The organism is Streptomyces sp. NPDC048506, assembly GCF_040651315.1.
Classification (GTDB): Bacteria; Actinomycetota; Actinomycetes; order Streptomycetales; family Streptomycetaceae; genus Streptomyces.
In genome coordinates, this window is sequence record NZ_JBEZIX010000033.1 from 1 (window position 1) to 18,867 (window position 18,867).

Annotated in this window: 17 protein-coding genes; 8 read left to right on the forward strand and 9 right to left on the reverse strand. The window is 69.9% G+C overall.

Translation table 11 applies throughout. From position 1 onward, the window contains the following. Window positions 1-199: 199 nt before the first annotated feature. The gene (locus AB0C96_RS25650) at window positions 200-1,117 is read left to right on the forward strand and encodes a helix-turn-helix transcriptional regulator (protein ID WP_362920201.1); all 918 of its coding nucleotides are present in this window, start codon (window positions 200-202) and stop codon (window positions 1,115-1,117) included. A gap of 318 nt (window positions 1,118-1,435) precedes the next feature. Here the strand turns inward: AB0C96_RS25650 and AB0C96_RS25655 are convergent, their stop codons facing one another. Then, window positions 1,436-1,726: a hypothetical protein gene (locus AB0C96_RS25655; protein WP_362920203.1), complete on the reverse strand. Its 291-nt coding sequence runs from the start codon at window positions 1,724-1,726 to the stop codon at window positions 1,436-1,438. Then, window positions 1,723-2,457, reverse strand: coding sequence for an HNH endonuclease family protein (locus tag AB0C96_RS25660; RefSeq protein WP_362920204.1), 735 nt, complete (start codon window positions 2,455-2,457; stop codon window positions 1,723-1,725). The genes AB0C96_RS25655 and AB0C96_RS25660 overlap by 4 nt, the downstream gene beginning before the upstream one ends. A gap of 449 nt (window positions 2,458-2,906) precedes the next feature. Here AB0C96_RS25660 and AB0C96_RS25665 point away from each other — a divergent pair, with 449 nt between their 5' ends. The 3 genes from AB0C96_RS25665 (at window position 2,907) to AB0C96_RS25675 (ending at window position 6,458) form a co-directional block, all read left to right on the forward strand. Continuing rightward, entirely contained in the window at window positions 2,907-3,077 is a 171-nt protein-coding gene (locus AB0C96_RS25665) for a tRNA-dependent cyclodipeptide synthase (RefSeq protein ID WP_362920345.1), read from the forward strand. Next, a complete protein-coding gene (locus tag AB0C96_RS25670; RefSeq protein ID WP_362920206.1) occupies window positions 3,074-4,261 on the forward strand; it encodes a cytochrome P450 in 1,188 nt (395 codons plus the stop codon). The genes AB0C96_RS25665 and AB0C96_RS25670 overlap by 4 nt, the downstream gene beginning before the upstream one ends. A 388-nt stretch (window positions 4,262-4,649) precedes the next feature. Continuing rightward, a complete protein-coding gene (locus tag AB0C96_RS25675) occupies window positions 4,650-6,458 on the forward strand; it encodes an ABC transporter ATP-binding protein (RefSeq protein WP_362920208.1) in 1,809 nt (602 codons plus the stop codon). An 84-nt stretch (window positions 6,459-6,542) separates the two neighbouring features. Here AB0C96_RS25675 and AB0C96_RS25680 read toward each other — a convergent pair whose 3' ends face one another. The 7 genes from AB0C96_RS25680 to AB0C96_RS25710 all read right to left on the reverse strand — a co-directional run bounded on the left by AB0C96_RS25680 (window position 6,543) and on the right by AB0C96_RS25710 (window position 13,039). Next, entirely contained in the window at window positions 6,543-7,550 is a 1,008-nt protein-coding gene (locus AB0C96_RS25680) for an NAD-dependent epimerase/dehydratase family protein (RefSeq protein ID WP_362920210.1), read from the reverse strand. Between the two features lie 54 nt (window positions 7,551-7,604). Then, entirely contained in the window at window positions 7,605-8,705 is a 1,101-nt protein-coding gene (locus AB0C96_RS25685; RefSeq protein WP_362920212.1) for an SIS domain-containing protein, read from the reverse strand. Between the two features lie 62 nt (window positions 8,706-8,767). After that, the gene (locus tag AB0C96_RS25690; RefSeq protein ID WP_362920215.1) at window positions 8,768-9,574 is read right to left on the reverse strand and encodes a BtpA/SgcQ family protein; all 807 of its coding nucleotides are present in this window, start codon (window positions 9,572-9,574) and stop codon (window positions 8,768-8,770) included. 2 nt (window positions 9,575-9,576) lie between these two features. Continuing rightward, entirely contained in the window at window positions 9,577-11,181 is a 1,605-nt protein-coding gene (locus tag AB0C96_RS25695; protein WP_362920216.1) for a pyridoxal phosphate-dependent aminotransferase, read from the reverse strand. Between the two features lie 25 nt (window positions 11,182-11,206). Further along, window positions 11,207-12,067, reverse strand: a complete 861-nt coding sequence (locus AB0C96_RS25700; protein WP_362920218.1) for a TauD/TfdA family dioxygenase — start codon at window positions 12,065-12,067, stop codon at window positions 11,207-11,209. A gap of 19 nt (window positions 12,068-12,086) precedes the next feature. Further along, window positions 12,087-12,620: a hypothetical protein gene (locus AB0C96_RS25705; RefSeq protein ID WP_362920220.1), complete on the reverse strand. Its 534-nt coding sequence runs from the start codon at window positions 12,618-12,620 to the stop codon at window positions 12,087-12,089. Further along, on the reverse strand, window positions 12,617-13,039 hold the full coding sequence (locus tag AB0C96_RS25710; RefSeq protein WP_362920221.1) for a cupin domain-containing protein: 423 nt from the start codon (window positions 13,037-13,039) through the stop codon (window positions 12,617-12,619). Before AB0C96_RS25710 ends, AB0C96_RS25705 begins: the two co-directional genes overlap by 4 nt. A 386-nt stretch (window positions 13,040-13,425) precedes the next feature. On the opposite strand from AB0C96_RS25710, the gene AB0C96_RS25715 reads away from it, so the two are divergent. From AB0C96_RS25715 to AB0C96_RS25730, 4 genes are all read left to right on the forward strand, one after another. Continuing rightward, window positions 13,426-14,172: a phytanoyl-CoA dioxygenase family protein gene (locus tag AB0C96_RS25715; RefSeq protein WP_362920223.1), complete on the forward strand. Its 747-nt coding sequence runs from the start codon at window positions 13,426-13,428 to the stop codon at window positions 14,170-14,172. Between the two features lie 43 nt (window positions 14,173-14,215). Further along, entirely contained in the window at window positions 14,216-15,769 is a 1,554-nt protein-coding gene (locus AB0C96_RS25720; protein ID WP_362920224.1) for a radical SAM protein, read from the forward strand. A gap of 79 nt (window positions 15,770-15,848) precedes the next feature. Continuing rightward, window positions 15,849-17,948: a carbamoyltransferase C-terminal domain-containing protein gene (locus tag AB0C96_RS25725; RefSeq protein ID WP_362920226.1), complete on the forward strand. Its 2,100-nt coding sequence runs from the start codon at window positions 15,849-15,851 to the stop codon at window positions 17,946-17,948. Then, window positions 17,909-18,865: a methyltransferase gene (locus tag AB0C96_RS25730; protein WP_362920228.1), complete on the forward strand. Its 957-nt coding sequence runs from the start codon at window positions 17,909-17,911 to the stop codon at window positions 18,863-18,865. The genes AB0C96_RS25725 and AB0C96_RS25730 overlap by 40 nt, the downstream gene beginning before the upstream one ends. Window positions 18,866-18,867: the final 2 nt, after the last annotated feature.

The window sequence follows — 18,867 nt, forward strand, 5'->3', positions numbered from 1 at the left end:
AGGCCGGGCCCTAGGGGTAGGGCGAACACTTCCCGTAGGGGGTGGATGGGCCCCCTCGGGGCCACAACCGGGCGCGGGCGGGAGGTATTCCCGCCCAGGGCTGCCGTTTTCCTGGGTCTGGCAGTACCAGGAACGGACCGGTCCCGGGACGCAGGGTTGTCCCGTGATCCCTGGCGGGACAACCCTTAGGATCGCCGGCATGGACATACCCCTCGGCCGGGAACTCGGCGACTTCCTGCGCTCGCGGCGCGCCCGCATCCAGCCCGAAGAGCTCGGGCTGCCGGATCACGGCAGGCGACGGGTGCCGGGCCTGCGCCGCGAGGAGGTCGCCCACCTCGCGGGCGTCAGCGTCGACTACTACATCCGCCTCGAACAGGGCCGCGGCTCCTCGGTCTCGGATGCCGTACTCGATGCCATCGGACGCGTCCTACGCCTCGACGACACCGAGCAGGAGTACCTGCGGACAGTGGCCAGGCCCGCCTCCCGCCGCACCTCCGCCTCCCGCCGCACGTCCACCGCCGGTCCCGCGTCCCAGAAGGTCCGCCCCGGCCTGCAACTCCTCCTGGACACGATCGACAAGGTCCCGGCGTTCATACTCGGCCGCCGTATGGACGTGCTCGCCTGGAACGACCTGGGCGACGCCGTCGTCGGCTTCTCGCAGATGGCGCCCAAGGACCGCAACATGCCGCGCCAGGTTTTCCTCAACCCACGGGCGCATGAGCTGTACCCGGACTGGCCGGCGGTGGCCGCGGAGACCGTTGCCCATCTGCGCCTGGACGCGGGCAGCCATCCGCAGGACGAACAACTGGCCATGCTGGTGGGCGAGTTGTCGCTGGGAAACGAGGAGTTCCGCCGGCTGTGGGCGGATCACCAGGTCAAGGAGAAGACCTACGGGGCGAAGCGCATGATGCACCCCGTGGTGGGCGAACTCACCATGCCGTACGAGACGTTGACGGTATCCGGGGAGCCCGATCAGATGCTGGTGGTCTACACACCGCATCCCGGCACGCAGACGGAGGAACGCCTGAGGCTCCTGGCCAGCTGGGCAGCGACACCCTCGGACGGCGGCGACCGTCCCGCAGGCCGGGTCACCACCGACCTGTCGGACATGGCCTAGCGGGGGGGGGCTGACCGGCCCATGTTGCTCCCGCCGTCCTCCCCCCACCACGGTCACGCCGGCAGTGGACGTCCCGCACCAGACGCAGGAACGAGCCCGGACGCGGCCCGTGAAGACCTCGACGAGCACGCGACGTCGGGCGGAGACGACCTGCACAACGGCTCAACGCAGCACCGGATGACGAGTTACGAGACGAGCTTGAGCCGTGCGGACTGCACACGCCGCCCTCACCGGAGGCGTCCGCGCCGCGGCCTGCTTCGACCGTGCAACGTCAACCTGGATCAACGGCACGGCGAGATCGGCCCGTCCGCGGCCGGTTCAGTGGGGTGCTTCGGCGCAGCCGCCGCGCTGGACGCGCCGAAGCACGTCGGCGTGCAGTGCGGCCAGGCCGCCGCCTGGCAGCGGGACGGGGCTGCCGGTCAGGGTATACCACTCCTCCGCCCCGGTGTACTGGATCGCGATGTGGGCACGGCCGTCGGGCAGGGTGTGGGTGGCGAGGGTGAGATCGCCGGTGATGACGCCGACCTCGTCGGTCATCGCGCCGCCGGGACCGGCGGTCACGTCGTGCTCCAGCCGCTGGGGAGCGGGTGAGTCGGCGCGGTCGTTCATGAAGTGCAGGTGTTCAGCATGGTGGTGAGCATCTTCTTCTCGGCCTTGGTGATCGACAGCTCGTACGTGGACTTGATCGAGGTCCAGGCCCGACCATAGGTGCACCAGTAGCGCTTGGACGGCGGCTGCCACTCGTCCGGTCCCTGATCGCCCTTGGACCGGTTCGAGGAGGCCGAGACGGCGAGCAGCTGTGGGTGTGTCAGGTCGTTGGCGAACGCCTTCCGCTTGGCCGTGTTCCAGGACCGGGCCCCGGAGCGCCAGGCGTTGGCGAGCGGCACGATGTGGTCGATGTCGAGGCCGGAGGCGGCGGTGAACTTCTTGTCGTCGTAGGCACTGACCCACTTGCCCGATACCGCGCGGCACTGCTTGTCCTGCCTGACCTTGGTACCGGTCCGCTCCAGCACCGTCTCCCGGGTGTCGCAGTTGTCGCCCTGCTCCGCCCAGTGGGGGAAGGAGGCACGGTTGTAGCCGGTCATCGGGCCGTGCGGGGCCACTTTCAGCCGGGCGAGCTCACTGCGCGCCTTGGCCACGCTCGGTACACCCGGCAGCGTTCCGTCCTTCCGGCTCGGCTTGCTGTCGCCGGTCTGCGAGGAGGATGCTCCCGCACCGGGCCCGGACGTCCTGCCGTTCTGCGGATCGGCGGAGGTGCCACCGGGCGTGCAGCCGGCCACCGTGAGCACCGTGACCGCGGCTATGCACCGACCCCACCACACCTGCTGGTGCCTCTTCATCGACTGGCCCCTCCCGTTGATTCGTGCAGCTCAGGGCAGCCTAACGCCCGTCACCGAGGCCAGCCGGGCGGGGCGTCGTCGGACGTCTGGTGGGCTGCGCGTGCCATGGCCCAGATGGCAACGACACCCGGACGAGGCGGAGTTCACCGTCGGCGGGGAGAAGACCGTCGGTACGGAGTACTCCTTCGGCATCTCGCACTCCGTCGAGGCCGGCTTCTTCGACATCGTGAAGGCGTCGACGACGTACTCGTTCAGCGTGACCTGGTCCGAGTCGCCACGAGCTCGTTCGCGAGCATCAGGCCGCGCTCGTGAACGCCACATGAACTCAACTAGGCGGTCTGATCTGCGAGTTACTGCCTGGTTCGGCATCATCCGGAACCGACGGTCAGGTAGGTTTTCGGTGTCGCCGCCACACCGGGAACACGGGGTTCCCAGGGACTAGCGGCACGATCGACACCCCCGCAATCATGGGCGTCCCCTCGTCGCTCAACTGCTATCACCAGGCACTGCCGATGGCCGACCTCCTGTACTCACGCGGGCACGGCCTGCGCGCCACACGCAACCAGGGCCACGCCGTGATAACCCCCGCCGGCACTCTCACCGAAGGAAACGACCAGTGACGACCGCCCCGACCCTGATCGACTTCCCGTTCTCCCCGCGCGGCGACCGCCTGCCCCCGGAAGTCGAGCGGCTTCGTGCCACTCCGGTCACGCGGGTGCGCACCATCGCCGGGGACGAGGCGTGGCTCGTCTCCTCCTACGAGCTGTGCAAGCAGGTGCTCGAAGACCCCCGCTTCAGCCTCAAGGACACGTCCGCCCCTGGCGTTCCCCGGCAGTACGCGCTGACCATCCCGCCCGAGGTGGTCAACAACATGGGCAACATCACCGGCGCCGGTCTGCGCAAGGCCGTACTCAAGGCGATCAATCCCAAGGCCGGTGGCCTGACGGAGTGGATGACCGACCACGCGGCCCACCTGGTCGACGGCATCCTCGACTACGGCCCGCCGGTCGACCTGCGCGGACAGTTCGCCAGCCGCTACGCCGAGCACCTCCACTGCCACATCCTCGGCATCCCCCGCGAGGACGCACCGCTGCTGGCGGCCAGTCTCGACATCGCGTTCATGAACTCGGCATGCCCCATCACCGGGGCGCGCCTGAACTGGGACCGGGACATCGCCCATATGACCGGGCGGCTCAACGACCCCACCACCGACGGGCTCATGGCCGAACTCGCGGCCCTCCGCAGTGACCCCGGCTATGCGCACCTCACTGACGAGATGCTCGCCACCGTCGGCGTCACCATGTTCGGCGCCGGAGTCGTCTCCACGATGGGCGCCTTGACCATGGCCGTGTTCACGCTCCTTCAGAACCGCGATGTGTGGGAGCAGTTGCGCGCGGAGCCCGGCAAGATACCGGCCGCCGTGGATGAGCTGCTGCGGGTGAACCTGTCCATCGCCGACGGGCTGCCCCGCCTGGCCATGGAGGACATGCAGCTCGGCGACACAGGGATCAGGAAGGGTGAACTCGTCCTCGTCCTGGTCGAGGCCGCCAACACCGACGAGAGCGTGTTCCCCGACCCGCACACCATCGACATCGACCGGCCCAACGCGGCCGCTCACCTCTCGTTCGGCTACGGCGGGCACTACTGCCCCGCCGTCCCGCTCGGGAAGAAGCACATCGCGACAGCGATCGAGGCCCTCACCACCCGCATGCCCGGCCTGCACCTGGCCGTCCCCGTCGACCAACTCGTGTGGCGCACCCGCTTCATGAAGCGCATCCCCGAGCGCCTGCCGGTCGCCTGGTAGGAACAGAAGTGCCGGCGTGAACCGGCACCCGGCACCCGGCACCCGGCACCCGGCACAACACGATGGCCCCGACCCGAGAGGGGTCGGGGCCATCACTCCTACAGCCGCGACCATCGCGCGGTGGATCCGGTCTCTCCCGCACGTATGCGTGGGCGCTTCGTGAGGCGCGGATGCTCCTCGAAGCCCGCATTCACCCGTCCACCCGAGCGTGTAAACAACCAGCGCATTTCCTGAATCTGTACAAATCGGTGGATACCCAAGGAAGCATGTCGCGTGGTGAGGGATGTTGTCGGTGGAGGGTTGTCAGAGGGGTACGCAGGACCGGACCGGTAGAGCCGGCAGACCGCCGATGCCGGAGCCGAGGGAACCCACGGAGAAGCGCGCGAGGTTGCGTTCGGCCTTCGAGGACACCTCGTTCCGGGGGATGTGCCGGAACATCCCGTCGCTGCTCACGGATATCGCCAAGATGGCCTGGGCGATCGACCGGCGGGACGTTCTCGTCCTGGTCGGCTGTCAGATCCTCTCGGGAGTGTCGGCGGCCGTGGTGCTGGCGGCCATCGGGCAGGCGATGGCGCCGCTCGTGGGCGGAGGGACGGTGTCCGAGCGGGTCCGCCAGGCGTTGCCTGCCCTGGTGGTGGTGGCGATTGCGGCCGGCGTGGGCCGCATCGCCTACGGGCTGGCGGCATGGGCGGTGGCCCGGATCAAGCCACGGGTGATGTCGGCTGCGGACGCCGCGCTGGTCGAGGCGATGGTCTCGGTGGAGCTGGCGGCCTTCAACCGGGCCGGCTTCGCCGAGGAGCACGAGCGTGCGGAGACCGGTGTGACGCGGTGCGACCGGATGCTGTACGACGCGCAGGCGTTCATCGCCGCGCTGGTGCGGCTGGTCACCGCGTTCGGCGTGGTCACCGCACTGCATCCGTTGATGCTGCCGGTGCTCGTGCTGGCGGTGATGCCGTCTGGGGTGGGGGCGGTGATCGAGGCGAAGATCGAGCATCGTACGAACTACCTCAACTCGGCCAACCGCAACCTGCGCGGGATGATGCGCTGGCACGTCACCGCCTCCAATCTCGCGGACGAGGTCCGGGCGAACAGCATGCGCTCCTACCTGCTGTTCTGGTACCGGACGCTGAGCCGCCGCAACGACGAGCGGATCGTGTCGGCTGCCGACGGACAGCTGCGCGCGAACCTGGCCGCGGCGGCGTTCGGAGGGCTCTGTCTGTGCGGCGCGTGGGCCACTCTCGTGTGGCTGACCGTCTCCGGACAGGTGTCGCTGGCGGTGTCGGCGACAGCCGTGGTGGCGGTGCGTACCGCGCTGGGCAGTCTCGCCAACGCGGTCGGCTACTGTGCCTCCCTGTTCCGTTCGACTCTCTTTCTGGGCGACTGGAAGCGGTTCGTGGACGTCACGACGGCCGAACTGGAGATGTCGCGTGGGTGTGGTCGGGCACCGGCGTGCCCTGAGACGATCCGCGTGGACGAGGTGACGTACTGCTACCCGGGCCGGACCCACCCGGCCGTGGACGGGCTGTCCCTCACCTTCCGCAGGGGCGAAGTGGTGGCGGTGGTCGGTGAGAACGGGTCGGGCAAGTCCACTCTCACTCGGCTGATCGCCGGGCTGCACCTTCCCGACAAGGGCAGCGTGACGTGGGACGGCGTGGACCTGGCGGGCGTCGACCCGGAGACGGTGTGGTCGCAGACCGGACTGGTGCCCCAGTTCTTCGCGTGCTGGCCGCTTCCGTGCCGGGAGAACATCACCCTTGGCCAGCCACGGACATGGGACGACGAGGCCGTGTGGCGCGTGTTGGAGACGGTCGGCATGCGCCAGGTGGTCGAGGAGCTCCCGGAGGGGCTCGACACCCTCCTCGCCCGGGAGATGTGGGGCGGAGTCGCCCTGTCAGGCGGGCAGTGGCAGCGCCTGGCCTGTGCCCGCGCCGTCTACCGCAAACCCGCCGTGCTGGTCCTGGACGAACCGACATCGGAGATGGACGCTCGGGGCGAGCACCAGATCTTCCAGGTGCTCAAGGACATGTCCCAGGACAGGATCACGGTCATCGTCACGCATCAGCTGGAGAACACCAAGATCGCCGACCGGATCGTCGTCATGGAACGCGGCCGGATCGTCGAGCAGGGTACGTTCGACCGACTCGTCGAAGGGGGCGGTCTCTTCCAGGAGCTCTATGAACTCGGGCAGGATCGGTGACCCTCAGCGGTCCGCGGTCGAGCTGCGGAACCCGCAAGTCCGCGAGTCCGCACGGTGGAGTTCCGACGCACGTCGCACGGGGCGCTACGCCTCACCGTGGCCGACCGTGGCCCGATGCTCCTGTGCGGCGAGGAAGTGCAGTTGCTGGAACATGCCGGAGCGCAGGTCCACCGAGGGCTTCCAGCCGAGGAGCCGTTGGGCGTGCCGGGGGTCGGCCAGGGTGGCCGGGACGTCGCCTGGGCAGACGGTGACCCGGTGGATCCGGATCTCCCGTCCGGTCAGGCTCTGGGCTATGTCGACCACGTCGCGGAGCGAGGCGTTGGAACCACCGCCGACATTGACGATCCCGCTGCCGCCCGGTGCCGTGGCCGCCGCCACGGTCGCCGCCACCGTGTCGTCGACGTAGGTGAAGTCCCGACGCTGCTGTCCGTCTCCGTACAGCCGCAGCGGCTGCCCGGTCAGGGCGGCCCGCAGGGTGCGGTGGATGAACATGTCGCTGCGCTGGCCGGGTCCGTAGACGGTGAAGTACCGCAGCGCCACGACGGACGTGGGACAGTCGGCGCGGGCGGCGTGGGCGAAGCACAGCTGCTCCTCGGCGAGCTTGGTGACCGCGTACGGGGAGACGGGCTGCGGAAGGGCGTTCTCGGCGCTCGGCGTGCCCCCGGCCGGACCGTAGACGCTGGAGGACGAGGCGACGACGACACGTCGCACCGCGGTGCGGGCGGCTGCCTCCATGACCCGCTGGGTGGCGAGGATGTTGGTGTGGACATACTCGCTGAACTGCCGCCCCCATGAAGGGCGCACGCCGGGGATGCCCGCGAGGTGGAAGACCACGTCCGCACCCTGCATCACGGGTTCCAGGGCACAGGTCAGCAGGTCGGTGCGGACATGGTGGTGGAGCGGCGATCCGTCGGCGGCGGCATCGGTGAGCGCTGCCGGGGCGGTGGCGGGGTCACGGCGGTCGATACCGACCACCGAGGTGCCGTTCCTCAACAGGGCGGCCGTGAGGTGCGAGCCTATGAAGCCGGCCGCGCCCGTCACCACCGCTCGGCCCGGGAACGCGGTTGCTGGGGTGGTGGTCGGTTCGGCCACTGGTGTCTGCCTCTCTGGACGGAGTCGGGACGGATGACGCACCAGGGCCGTGGATCAGCCCACGGGCCCCGGCCCCGGGCGGTCGGCCCGGAGCGGCAGGCGCCCCGGGCGGTCGGCCCGGAAGGGCAGGCGCCCCAGCCGCTCCGCCAGGAAGGCGGCCGTGTAGGGGGCGAAGAGCCCGTACAGCAGCGGTGAGAACTCCTCGCGGGTCGTGCCGTACACGGGCAGTACGGTGTGCGCGTGCGGGGCCACGACGGTGTCCTCCGCGGGTACCACGGCGATGACGCGTCGACCCAGAGCCGTGGCGCGGGCCGCGACGGCACCGGCGAGGGAGTGCGCTCTGCCCGGGCAGGAGATGAGGAAGAGGGGCGTGTCGGCCGGGTCGGCGAATCGCTCGACGTGGCACCACTCCTCCAGGTCCTGGCCCATGGCGAAGACGGCCGATGCCTCGACGATCTTGGCCGCGCCGAACAGGGCGGTTCCCAGGCCGGGTCCGGCCCCGACCATGAGCACGACCGGAGCGTCGCTGATCAGGTGCGCCACCTGTCGGCACCGCTCCTTGATCGCGCCGGACGTGGCGTTCACCGGGCCGGCGAGCGCAGCCAGTTCGGCCCGAAGTGCGTCGGCCGCGGCGCGGGAGTACGCCCCCCGGGCCTCGCCCAGCCGGATGGCGATCATCAGCAGCCCCAGCAGGCTCGCCTGGTGGGTGCGTATGCCCACCGATCGCTCGGGGCGCGGCAGGCCGACCACCAGCGAGCGGTCGCAGGCCCTGGTCAGAGGGCTGTCGGCGGCACCGGTGAGCGCGACCACCCTCCCCCCGTGGTGGCGGGCGCGCTCGGCGCATTGCCGCACCCGTTCCGTGCCGCCGGAGGCCGAGGTCGCGATCACCAGCGCGTGCTCTCCGACGGCGGACATCCCGTCGGCGCCGTACTTCAGGAACCGCAGGGAGCTCAGCGGCTCGCAGGGCACGCCGGCGAGGGACTCGAAGGCCATCTCCGTCGCGCACGAGGCATGGTGGGAATCCCCGCTGCCCGTAAGGTACACCCGGTCGACCGAGGCCCACTCCTCCTGACTCAGCAGGTCGTTCGCCTGGAGTGCGATCCGCGTCGACAGCTCGTTCACGTCATCGGCCAGCGCTTCGGCCTGACGGAACATCACCTGACGTGGGCACGGCTCCGTGGTGCCACGCCGTCCGGCTCCCCGGCGCGCCGGGCCGGTCACCGCTCCAACCCCCGTACCACGTCGAGGTACCGGCGGACCTTGTCCTTGTCCAGGCCGGCGCCGCCGTCGGCGCTCTTGAGGCAGCTGCCCACGAACGCACCGTCGGCGACCGCGAGCAGCCGCGCGGCGTTGTGGTGGTCGGTGTACCCGGCGAGGATCACCGGCACCCCGGGAGCCGCACGTCGCGTCGCGCGGATCATCTCGATCACCTTGTACTCGTCCCGGTGGCACAGCGCCACGGCGTCGGCGCCGGCCTGTCGGGCGGCGGCGGCGACCTGGTCGGGCGGCTTCTGACCGCCGAGCCAGCTGTAGTGCATGGAGTGAACGTCCGCGATGATCTTGATGTCCAGGGCGTCGATCCTCGTCCGGTACTCGGCGACGCCGAGGGGATCCGCCTCGATCAGCCCGCTGGCGGTGAGCGTGGCGCCCACCAGTGCCCCGGCACGGACGAAGCTGCCCCCGGCCACCCGTGCCACCGCCAGCGACGGGGAGACGGCGTTGCGCATCAGCTGGACCCCGACGGGGAACCGCGCGCCCATCGCGTCCGCGATGGCCCGCACGACCAACCCCATCGCCACGGTCCGTGCCGGGTCCGCCGAGTCCGCCGCCCCGTACACCCGGTCCACCGTCTGCACCAGGCAACCGTCGGCACCGCAGCCGTGCAACAGTCCCGCTGCGGCGACCGCCTCGTCCAGGAGGCGCGGGAAGCTGCCGGGCTCGTGGTACGGCGTGCCGGGCAGTGGCGGCAGGTGGATCATCCCCAGGACGGTCTTGTGTCCGTCCTCCGCCTGGAAGTCGAGCATGCTTAGTCCTCCCTGACGTGGCGCGGGTTCGTGCCCGCGCCGGTGATCGCGGTACCGGATGTCCCAGGGAACCGTGCGTGCAGTCGGGCGAGCCCGGCCGACAGGTCCGCCCACGACCGCGCGGTGGTGACCCGTACGACTCCGCCGGAGAAGCAGAAGGTGAGCACGCCGGGAAAGACCGAGACACCGGTGTCCCGCAGCAGTTCGCGGAAGGCCCGGTACGAGTCGTCCCAGCCCGGGAACTCGACGGCCGCGTTGATCGAACAGTGCGGTGGCACCACCCTGGCGGAAGCCTCCGCCAGGCCCGCGACCGCGGCGTCACGAAGCGTCTTGAGGGCCTGGTCACGGGCCAGCCGATCCGCGCGGTAGCGGCGGTAGGCGGCGGCCAACTGCGGTGGTTGCAGGGCATGGGACGCCGTCAGCTCCGCCAGCTGCGGGGGGCCCGGCGACTCGACACCGGCCAGCATCCACCGCTCCATCCGTGCCAGCACCTCCAGCAGCGTGTCGTAGAAGGGCGGTGGACCGGCGATGTCCGAACGGGCGAGGTAGTCGCGGACGAACCGGGCGTCGGCCAGCAGCCAACCCGCCTTGAGGCCGGGCACCGACCACGCCTTCGACAGGCTGGAGACCCGGATCACGTTGGGCGCCGCGCGGGCCGGCCCGAAGGTCCCCACCGGACCGAGCCATTCGTGGCACTCGTCCAGCACGATCGCGGTCGTCGGCGAGGCCGCCCGGACCAGCCCGGTGAGCTCGTCCTCGGGCACCACCGACCCGGTCGGGTTGGTCACGGTCTGGAGCAGCACCATCGGGGTGTCCCGCCTGAGTTCGCGGATCAGCGGGCCCAGCGAGACCCGGCCCGCCCGGCAGGGCAACGGCACCAGCCGGACCCCGCCGCGCCGGGCGACGGACTCCACCAGCGGCGGGTAGTTGGGGATGCCGCACAGCGCGGGACACGCGGCCCGCGGGGTCCGGTGGAGGAGACAGTCCGCGAGCGAGGCGATGGCCGCGGTCCCGCCGAGGGTGAGGGCGACGTGGTCCGCCGTGTAGCCGGCGCCGGTGATCCGCGCGGACTCGTAGGCGGCGATCGCCTCGCGTGCGGCCCGGCGGCCCCGCCGCTGCGCAGGATCGGACCAGTCCCGGTCGAGGGCGTGGTGCAGACAGCTCTTCAGGGTCTCCGGCAGCCCCCATGCCTCCTCGCTGACCGAGCCGCTGGACAGGATGACCGAGACCCGGGACCGGAACCGCCCGTAGAGATCGTCCCGGAAGTACCAGTTGAACAGCTCCTTCACGAAACGCACGGTGGTACGGGAGGAGAGCACCTCCTCCGGGTGGACGGTCCGGCGCACCGGTGTGCTTCTCCACTGCTCGGCGAGCCAGGGCCGGCCGTCCCCGCCGGTCTCCAGCTCGACGCGGCCCAGCCACAGGTCTCTCAGTTCGAAGGCGTCCCTCGGGTCACGGGCCCGGGAGTAGACGTCGAGCGTGCGCTCGTCGACGGAGGGCAGGAAGACCCCGTCGTCCCGGGCCGCGGCGCTCCCCTGGGCGGCGGCGAGCGCCGCTGACGGCACGGTGGGACGGCGCCCGGCGGACGACGCGTCGAAGAGTTGCATGGATCCAGCTCCGATGCTCGCGGCCTCACACCTCTGCGATGCGAAGACGTTGGAGGTGCCTCCTGGGGGTCGTCGGCGAAGCCGGCCCCGCGGTTCTGCCGTGGAAGAAGTAGGTGTTGTCGATCACGACGAGCAGACCGCGCCGCCATCGCACGCCGACGGCGCCGTCCGGGGCGTACATCGCCGCGAGCAGCGCCCGGACGGTGGCATTGACGGTGTCGGCCCCGGTGCCGTCGGCGGCCTCGTGACGCCAGGCGAGTGGCTGGGCCATGAAGTCGCGGAACGAGAAGACCGGGCGGGCCCCCACCCGACGCAGGATGGCCGGTGGCGCCCCGGCCCGCCGGTAGCGGGTTCGCGCCAGCACGGCCAGCTGTCGGTCCGTCAGCCGAGCCGCGACGGCTCCCATGGACACCAGGACCGTCTGCGCCGCCCCGTCCCCGGGCTCGTGGCACATCAGCACGATGTAGCGGGGCTGGCGGGGTACCGCCTGGCCGCTGCTCTCGCTGTGCAGCGAAAGGTAGTTGCTCGCGAACGGCTGGAGCGAGACGTCCGCCGTCTCGGGATGACGGCTGACCAGATTGAGGATCACCCCGTCCTCGACATGGGGCAGGACGGCGGGGTCCGTCTCCGCGATGGCGCGGCCCAGCCGGGCTCCGAGCGCGGTGAACCGGTGGGCGGGGAGAGGCTCGTCCAGCCGGAGGGCCACCGCGCCCCGGTGCCGCACGTGCGCCAGCGCGCCCCGCGACAGCTCGCCGTCGGCGCCGAGACGGAAGGGACGGTCGAAGTCGGCCGGCGGTGGAAGTGACTGCCGGCCGTCCCGGAGGAGAAGCTGCCGCAACCGCACATGCCTGTCGGTGGCACGCTCGACGAACGACCCGTCGATCACCTGGAACTCCCTGTCGCGATCAGGCCGGCCGGGCCTGGAGGTAGACGCGCCGTACCCCCGCGCCGTCGTCGACCATCGGCCCGGACTGCCGGAACCCGAGGCGGAGCAGCAGCTCCAGGGTGGCCGTCAGGTCCGGATTGGCCTCGCACCGCAGCGCGTCCGCACCGGCCGCGGCCGCCAGCCCCATCGCCCGGCGCACACACCGCGCGCCCAGCAGCGTGCCCCGGGACAGCAGCTCGGGTGCGACGGCCAGGCGCGACAGATAGCGGGGCTCGTGGGCCGCCGGAAAGACGTCGGGGTCCTGGGCGAACGGCGGCTCCCCGGTCAGGGTGAACATCGCCGCGAGCCCGGCGGGTTGCCGCAGGGCGTGCACACAGCCGGTCCGCACCCGGTGTGTCGTGGTCCGCGGGTTGCGTTGCGGGACCGGCGTTCCGTACCGGCGTGCCGTGTGGACGTCACATCGGCGCAGCAACTCGTGGACCTCTGCGTGGTCCACGCAGATCTCCCAGCTCTCGTCGGCCGGGTCGGGTGGCTGACAGACGGCACCGTTCATGGCGAGACGAAGCTCATCCGCCGGGGTGAGTCGAGCGGCATGTGCGGTATGCCGAAGGACAAGAACTCCACGGGGGCTTCGGCTTCGGGGTGGGTGCGCACGCCGTGCGGGTAGTGCGCCGGCACATAGACGGTGTCGCCCTCGGCCATCTCGTAGTCCGTGCCGTCGACGTGGATGAAGCCGCGGGCCCGCAGCACGTAGAGGATGTGAGCACCGGGGTGCGTGTGGAGTTCGAAGGCGGAACCAGGCTGCATCACGATGCGGTCGACGCCGATCTCCGGCGCCGCGGGGAGCTCTTCGGTGACTCCGGGCGTGCCTCTGATGCCCCGGAGCACCTCGCCGTAGGGACTGAGCAAGGCGACCGTCGGCTCTCGGTAGATGTTCCGGATATGCCGGTCTGGATCGAACTTCACTTCCATGGACCCTCTTTGCAGCTGGTTCTTACACGGCGGCGGGCGAATCATCATGCGGAAGGAACGGGTCGCCGTCCCGCGGGCTCCGGGTAGTGTGGCAGGGTCGCCGCCCGAGGGGCAGAGGCCGCGTGCCACACGTCCGAAATTCGTCCAGGAGCCTGTTACGAGGGTGAATTCCGTGGGGCGCGTGGGGCTCAGGAGAGATACCGGGAGCGCGGTTCGCCGTTGCCTGCACGAATATCGCACAGGGATTTGGCCAAAATGCCGGACGACGGTATGCAGGCGGGTCCATGGGGGAGGCATACGGCGGTAATTTCTGCCGACCGAGTTCCTCTTGGGGCCATTCGCGGTCGTGCTTACCTGAGGGCCGAGGGGCGAAAGGCGGAAGGCGTATGGATTATCACCGGTACAAGCCGCCCTACGACCGTGACGGCTATGTCGTCATTCGCCGCTTTCTGACCCGCGAGGAACTCTCCGAACTGCGATTCCACATCCACCGGTTCATCCGGGAAGTAGTGCCTGCACTCCCGGAGACCCAGGTTTTCCACGCGGTCGGGGAGAACGGGCACCGCCAGGTCCGCCTCGTCCTGCGCATGAATTGCGATGCGTTCTTCGAGGGCTACCGGTCCCATCCGAAGTGGCTGTCGCTCGCGCAGACCCTCCTGGGCGAGACGGCCGATGCCCATCCGCCGATCTACTTCGACAAGCCGCCCACCACCGACGTCCCGACGCCGCCGCACCAGGACAACTGCTCGCTCGGGCTCGACCCGCCGAGCGGAGTGGAGATGCTGCTGGCGACGGACGGGCGCATGGACGAGGAGAACGGCTGCCTGCGGTATGTCCCCGGGTCGCACCGCGGCGGCCTGCGCCCGCACACCTACAGCGGGGTCCGCGGATTCGCCCTGGCCGCGGAGTTCGGCCCGGCGGACGAGGCCCGCGAGGTGGCCGTCGCGCTGGATCCCGGAGATCTCGTCTGCCACCACCCGCTCACGGTGCACCGAGCGTTGAGCAACCGCTCACGGCACCGTTCGCGCACCGCGTTCGGTATGTGGTTCCAGGGGAGATCCGCTCGCCAGGACCCGGAAATCTCGGAGTTCTACAACACACATGCGCGTAAAGCGCAGCTGACCGGACGGTGACACGATCCCCGTGAAGGGGCGGAAGGCCATGGAGGCATCCACGATGAGCGTGCTGGATCGGCGGCTCCGGGACCCTCGGTTCCTGTGCATGTACGCCCCCCTTCAGTATTACCCGGACGAGGTGTACCGCCCCGACTGTTCTCTGGCCCTTCCCTATCTCCATGCCGCACTCCGCGCGGCCGGATTCGACGCGGACCTTCTCGACACCAGCATCGGCCGACCCGGACGTGACGATCTGGCGGACACTTTCTACCGCCAGACCATGGTTCCGGAGATCGGCAGCGGAATGTTCCGCATCGGCATGACGCCAGAACGCATTCTGGAAGAGGTCGAGCCGTTCGACGTCATAGCGGTGAGTTCCATCTTCACCCAGCAGACCGCGCGATGCCTGGAGATCTCCCAGCTGATCAAAAGCGCCTTCCCGGAGAAGATCATGGTCGCCGGAGGCGTCAATGCGCGCAGCCTCAAAGACCTGTTCTTCGACAGTGGTTACGACGTCATCTTCCTTTCGGAGGGCGAGAAGCCGCTCGTCGCCTTCGCCGAGTACCTGCGTTCCGGATCCCCCTCGCTCGACGCCGTACCGTCCATCTGCTTCCGACGCGACGGCCGCATCGTGACAACGCGCGCCGGTCGGCCCACGACCGACCTGGACGAGTACTCCATGCCGTCGTGGGACGCGCTGCCCAACGAGCAGTACTGGGACATCAGCGTGCTGTGGGGCGGCCGCACCGACTGGATGGACGAGGGCCAGAAGCCGCACTTCGCCTCGATCCTCACCTCGCGCGGTTGCCCGTACCGCTGCACCTACTGCCACATCTCGAAGGAGCGAGGAGGGGAGGCGGGCGAGATCGGGGACCTCCGTTTCCACTCGGTGGAGCGGGTCGAGCGCGAACTGGACACGCTCAAGGGGCTCGGGGTCGACCTGGTCTACATCAACGACGACTCGCTGCTGGCGTGGAAGCACCGGGTGCACCAGGTGCTCGACCTGATGCAGCAGTACGACTTCGAACTCGCCGACATCAACGGGGTGAACATCCGGCACCTGTTCCGGCGGTCGGAGAAGGGTGACCGCCTGGTCGTGGACGTGGAGCTGTTGGAGCACCTGCACGCCGCCGGATTCCGCCGTATCGGCCTGCCCTTCGAGTCCGGATCCCAGCGGGTGCTGGACAAGTACTCGACGTCCAAGTGGCGGCTGGACAAGTGCGATGTCTTCGACCTCGTCGGGGTGATGCGGGAGATGGGCTTCACGATCAACGGGAACTTCATGGTCGGCTACCCGGACGAAACCCTCGACGAGCTGACCCAGACCTTCTGGCTGGCCCGCCGTGCGATGGACTCGGGCCTCAACGGATGCGGCTTCTTCATGGTCCAGCCCTTCCCCGGGACCACCCTCTACGACGAGGCCATGGCGAACGGTCAGCTGGATCCGTCCACCCGCCCGGACGACATGGGGTTCTCCAAGGCCCAGTCGCCCTCACCGTTCCGGAGCCTGCTGATCGACCCACAGGTGCTCCAGTACTCGCGCAACCTCGCCTATGCGCTGCTGAACAAGGACCAGCGCAGCTGGCTCCAGCTGACCGACGGAACGCTCGGGTAGCGAGGCCCCGGGATCGCAACCCGCGCACCGCAGGAATGGCCCAGGCACCAGGAAGAGCGGCGGGAAGGACGAGGTCCGCGTGATCATTCTCGGCACCAAGCCGGTACAGCACGACGCGTGTTTCGCACTGGTCCGGGACGGAGAACCCCTCTTCATCTATGAGCAGGAGCGGTTCAACCGCATCAAGCACGGCATGTCGAGCCATCTGTCCGTGCTCTTCGAAGCGCTCGACGAGTACTCCATCGCACCGCACCAGATCGACCTCGTGACGAACTGCATCGATCCGTCCCGCCTGGAGGCACGGAAACGCCAGGCGCGGGGCTACCTGTCCGGCCCCGATGCCGAGGACATGGAGCGCTACCTCGACTGGCGCATCCCGACCTGGCACAAGTCGCTGCTGGCCGCCGGCTTCCCGGCCGACCGGGTGGTGAACATCCCGCACCACATCTGCCACTGCGCGGGCGTGTACTACGCCAGCCCCTTCGACGACTCCGCCATCCTCAGCGTGGACGGCAGCGGAGAGACCGAGACCTCCATGCTCGCCCACGGCTCGGGCAATGACATCACGGTGCTGCGCACCACCCCGCTGCCACAGTCCCTGGGCCTCTTCTACCAGGGGGCCACCATGTGGCTCGGCTGGGGTTTCGGGGAGGAGGGCAAGACCATGGCCCTCGCGGCCTACGGGGACCCGGCACGGTGCAGAGCAGCGCTCGACGCGTTCATCCGCGTGGACGACACCGGGGCGTACGCGTTCCTGCCCGCCCGACGCAGGGGCGGGAACCGCTACACCTCGGCCGAGTTGGCGGCCACCGTCTTCACCCGCTCCTTCGGGCCGCCCCGCCGGCCGGAGGAACCTCTCACCTCGCTGCACCAGGACGTGGCCGCCGCGGTACAGGCCATCTGCGAGGAGATCATGCTCAACTCGGCTCGATACCTGAAAGCGGCGACCGGGTCAGCGAACCTCCTCATCACCGGAGGAGTGGCCCTCAACTCGGCCGCCAACGGCCGGATCATGCACAGCGGTACCTTCGACCGGATCGACGTCTACCCGCAGGCCAACGACTCGGGCACGGCCCTCGGCGGCGCGCTGTACGCGTACCACCGGCTCAGCGGATCCGAACGACCACGCCGGTGGCGGATCACCCACCCGTACTGGGGGCGGGAGGTCGACCTGGAGAACCTCCCGGATGTCGCCGCGCGTCACGGCCAGCGCGGGGTACACGTCGGTGACCAGGAGGCGGCAGCCGAACTGCTGGCCGGCGGGCGCATCCTGGGCTGGGTGCAGGGCCGGTCCGAGGTCGGCCCCCGGGCACTGGGCAACCGCTCCATCCTGGGCAATCCGCTCGCCCCGGACATCAAGCGAAGGATCAACGACGGCATCAAACACCGGGAGAACTGGCGCCCGTTCGCGCCGTCCGTTCTCCGCGAGGACCTGGCCGAGTACTTCGAGGCCGACCAGGACCTGCCGTACATGACCGTCGTGGCTCCCGTGCGGGAGGAGTGGCGGGACAAGCTCGCCTCCGTCGGACACGTCGACGGCACGGCGCGGGTGCAGACGGTGACCGAGGAGAGCAACCCGCGGTTCTACGCCCTGCTCAAGGCGTTCAAGCGGCGCACCGGACTGGGGGTGCTGCTCAACACCTCCTTCAACGACCGTGGCGAGCCTCTGGTGCAGACCTGCGAGCAGGCGTTCCGGCTCTATCTGACCTCGACCATGGACGCCCTGTGCATCGGCGACTGGCTCTTCACGGACAAGGAACCGCACTCCCCCGTGCAGCCCTTCGCGCCGTACCTGGACAACTTCGCCCGGATCCCCACCGGACGGCTGGCGCTGGTCGAGCCGGCCGGGCCGATGCCCGAGCCGATGAAGGCGCACCTGATGAGCCGGGCCGAGGTACACCCCGTCACCATGTCGGAAGTCCTGGCAGAGGCGGCGTCCCACCGATGGGACGGTGTGCTCTGTTACCTGGGGGGAACCGCCGACCTCTTCGTCTTCGACCGCGATCTGTACTTCTCGGACTGCGCCGACGCCTCCCGGCGCCTCATGGAGGAGGCGGGACTGCCGGTCCACTGGATCGACGGCTGGGGCGACGTCACGCCCGCCCGCGACGTCCTGTACCTGCACCACCGCTCCTTCCGGTGCCCGGTGCCCGCGACGTACGAGAGGTACTGGGCCTGATGCCCGGCGACCCGGTGTCCTGGACCGAGCACCGCGACGGCGAGGTCCTCACCTACACCTTCGCAGGCGGTCTCGTCACCCGGGCCGAAGTCCCGGGGAAGGACGACGCGTTGCGCATCCTGCCGCTCACCAGGGTGCAGGCCGCGCTGCTGCGCCGCCTGGCTCAGCAGCCGTCCCTGGTGCGGGGCAAGCGGGTCTTCGAACCCTTCGCGGGATCGGGCGCCCTGGGATTCATGGCGTTGCACCTCGGGGCCCGCAGCGTCGACTTCCTGGACATCAATCCACGGGCCGAGGCGTTCCAGCGGTGGACCGCCGCGGCCAACGGCTTCCCGGAGGGCACCGTCCGCTCGCTCACCGCTGACCTGCGGACCCACCCGGTCGCGGAACCCTACGACCTGATCCTCGCCAACCCCCCGTTCCTCCCGACCCCCGACTGCGTTCCGGGCACCCTCACCTCGAACGGCGGCCCGGACGGCAGCCGACTGCTCGCGCTCCTGCTCGACCGGCTGGACGCATTCCTCACGCCCGAGGGGGAAGCCCAGATCCTGCTCTACCAGCCGGCCCGGGACGGCGTGCCGATCGTCGCCGAGGTCTTCGCCGAGTCCCTGGCGGGGCGCGTCGTCGAGTTCACCGCCCTGCAACGCCCGTTGCTGCCGTTCCCGGCCTACCGCGCGGCGTACGAGCGCCGCTACCCCGCCGAGCGGGCCCGCATCCGGCAGTGGGCCGCGGCCCTCGAAGCGGCCCACGGCCCGGACTTGACCGTCTCCTACTACCTCATGCGGCTCGGCCCGAGGACGGCCCTCCCGGGCGTCGCGCCTCCGGGGCCCGCCGCGGTGCGCTTCGTCGACGGCCACCCGGATCACCTGCTCACCGAGGACGACGTCGACTACGTGCCCGTCGACGGCCGCCGGCGCTGACC

Coding starts and splice junctions, on each gene's coding strand:
- AB0C96_RS25650 (WP_362920201.1), top strand. CDS start 200: ATGGACATACCCCTCGGCCGGGAACTCGGCGACTTCCTGCGCTCGCGG.
- AB0C96_RS25655 (WP_362920203.1), bottom strand. CDS start 1,726: ATGAACGACCGCGCCGACTCACCCGCTCCCCAGCGGCTGGAGCACGAC.
- AB0C96_RS25660 (WP_362920204.1), bottom strand. CDS start 2,457: ATGAAGAGGCACCAGCAGGTGTGGTGGGGTCGGTGCATAGCCGCGGTC.
- AB0C96_RS25685 (WP_362920212.1), bottom strand. CDS start 8,705: ATGTTCCGTCAGGCCGAAGCGCTGGCCGATGACGTGAACGAGCTGTCG.
- AB0C96_RS25690 (WP_362920215.1), bottom strand. CDS start 9,574: ATGCTCGACTTCCAGGCGGAGGACGGACACAAGACCGTCCTGGGGATG.
- AB0C96_RS25695 (WP_362920216.1), bottom strand. CDS start 11,181: ATGCAACTCTTCGACGCGTCGTCCGCCGGGCGCCGTCCCACCGTGCCG.
- AB0C96_RS25705 (WP_362920220.1), bottom strand. CDS start 12,620: ATGAACGGTGCCGTCTGTCAGCCACCCGACCCGGCCGACGAGAGCTGG.
- AB0C96_RS25710 (WP_362920221.1), bottom strand. CDS start 13,039: ATGGAAGTGAAGTTCGATCCAGACCGGCATATCCGGAACATCTACCGA.
- AB0C96_RS25715 (WP_362920223.1), top strand. CDS start 13,426: ATGGATTATCACCGGTACAAGCCGCCCTACGACCGTGACGGCTATGTC.
- AB0C96_RS25720 (WP_362920224.1), top strand. CDS start 14,216: ATGAGCGTGCTGGATCGGCGGCTCCGGGACCCTCGGTTCCTGTGCATG.